At 78.7% G+C, this 2,054-nt stretch carries 2 protein-coding genes and 1 pseudogene; all 3 read left to right on the plus strand.

Annotated elements, in window-relative coordinates:
* Nucleotides 1-250, plus strand: a pseudogene (locus ABZ570_RS33935) (phosphoheptose isomerase); the annotation flags it as partial.
* Nucleotides 247-1,761: a PfkB family carbohydrate kinase gene (locus ABZ570_RS33940; RefSeq protein ID WP_358072279.1), complete on the plus strand. Its 1,515-nt coding sequence runs from the start codon at nt 247-249 to the stop codon at nt 1,759-1,761. The pseudogene ABZ570_RS33935 and the gene ABZ570_RS33940, both read left to right, overlap by 4 nt.
* A gap of 13 nt (nt 1,762-1,774) precedes the next feature.
* Nucleotides 1,775-2,054, plus strand: a 280-nt coding sequence (locus ABZ570_RS33945; RefSeq protein ID WP_358072281.1) for an SDR family NAD(P)-dependent oxidoreductase, incomplete at its 3' end; no start/stop codon positions are given.

Raw genomic sequence — 2,054 nt, forward strand, 5'->3', positions numbered from 1 at the left:
CTTCACCGGCCCGACCCCCAACCCGCTCGCCGACGCCTGCCACGACGTGCTCGCCATCGACTCGCCGGAGAACCAGGTGGTGCAGGAGCTGCACCTGGTCGCCACCCACGTGCTCTGCGAGTACGTCGACCGGGCCCTGCCGGCCGCGCTCCGTACGCGGGCCGCGGAGCCCGCGCCGGCCGGCCCGGTGCGTACCGGCGTCGAGGTGGTGGTCGGGGACGGCGCCGGCCGGGAGGTGCAGCCCCGATGAGGAGGTCGGACGTGACGGGACCCGTGGTGGTGCTCGGTGACACCCTGCTGGACCGGGACGTCGAGGGCGTGGTGAACCGGCTCTGTCCGGACTCCCCGGTGCCGGTGCTCGACGAGACCACGTACGCCGACCGGCCGGGTGGCGCCGGGCTGGCCGCCGTCTTCGCCGCCGCCGAGGGCGCCGAGGTCGCGCTGGTCACCGCGATCGCCGACGACGCGGGCGGGGCCCGGCTCGGCACGCTGCTCGCCGCCGCCGGCGTGCAGCTCTACGCGTTGCCGCTGGCCGGAGCCACCCCGGAGAAGATCCGGTTGCGGGCCCGGGGCCGGGTGCTGCTGCGCCACGACCGGGGCGGGCCGGCCGGGTCGCCCGGCGAGCCGAGTGAGGCCGTGCTGCGCCTGCTCGCCAACGCCTCCGCCGTGCTGGTCAGCGACTACGGCCGGGGCGTGGCCCGGCAGCCGGCGCTGCGTGCCGCGCTCGCCGCCACCCGCGCCCCGGTAGTCTGGGATCCGCACCCGCGCGGTCCGGCTGCGGTGCCCGGAGTGCACCTGGCCACCCCGAACGAGCCGGAGGCGCGGGAGCTGGCCAAGGTGCGGCCGGGCGCATCCCGGCTGGTCACCGCGTCGCGGAGTGCCCAGGCGCTGCGCCGGCGCTGGCGGGCCGGCGCGGTGGCGGTGACCCTGGGCGGGGACGGCGCGCTGCTCTGTCACGCCGGCTCCACCCCGCTGGTGGTGTCCGCCCCGGCCAGCGCCGACGGGGACACCTGCGGGGCCGGTGACCGGTTCGCCGCGGCGGCGGCCCTCGCCCTGGCCCGGGGCGCGCTGGTCTCCGAGGCGGTGCAGGAGGCGGTCGCCGAGGCGTCGGCGTACGTGGCCGGCGGGGGAGTGGCCGACGCGCTGCCCGACCCGGTCCGGACCGCCTCGCCGGCCGTGGTGATCAGCGACGGGGAGCGGATCGGCGCGGACGCCGCCGGTGCGGTGGTCGCCCGGGTACGCGCGGCCGGCGGCACCGTGGTCGCCACCGGCGGCTGCTTCGACCTGCTGCACGCCGGGCACGTGGCGACGCTGGAGGCGGCCCGCCAGCTCGGCGACTGCCTCGTCGTCTGCCTCAACTCCGACGCCAGCGTGACCGGGCTGAAGGGACCGGACCGCCCGGTCGTGCCGCAGGGCGACCGCAGCCGGCTGCTCGCCGCGCTGAGCTGTGTGGACGCCGTGCTGATCTTCGACGAGGCCACCCCGCACGCGGCGCTGTCCTGGCTGCGCCCCGACATCTGGGTCAAGGGCGGCGACTACGCCACCGGCGGCGGCGAGGAGACCCTGCCCGAGGCGGAGATCCTGGCCCGCTGGGGCGGGCACACGGTGGTCGTGCCGTACCTGGACGGCCGGTCCACCACCGACGTGATCGCGGCGGCCCGGTCCGGTCGCGGCTCCGCCGCCTGGCCCGGCACGGGCGAGCCGGCGTCGGCGCCGCGCCGGGCGGTGGCCAACCGGCCGACGGCGGAGGGAGCGCGATGAGCGAGGTGGCGGCATGAGCAGCAGTCCACCCGGGGCCGGCCCCACCGTCCTGGTCACCGGCGGGTCCAGCGGACTGGGTGCGGCGGTCGTCGTCGCGGTGGCCCGGGCCGGCGGCCGCCCGCTGGTGCTCGACCGGCAGCGGCCCGGCGACGGGGTGCCGTGGATCGAGTGCGACCTGGCCGACACCCGGGCCGCCGAGGCGGCCACCCGGGACCTGGCGGAACGCTCCGGCGGCCTGGACGCCGTGGTGACCGCCGCGGGCCTGGACGTGCCGGGAAAGCTGGCCGACGTGC

The organism is Micromonospora sp. NPDC007271, assembly GCF_040634005.1.
Lineage (GTDB): Bacteria > Actinomycetota > Actinomycetes > Mycobacteriales > Micromonosporaceae > Micromonospora.

Coding starts and splice junctions, on each gene's coding strand:
- ABZ570_RS33940 (WP_358072279.1), top strand. CDS start 247: ATGAGGAGGTCGGACGTGACGGGACCCGTGGTGGTGCTCGGTGACACC.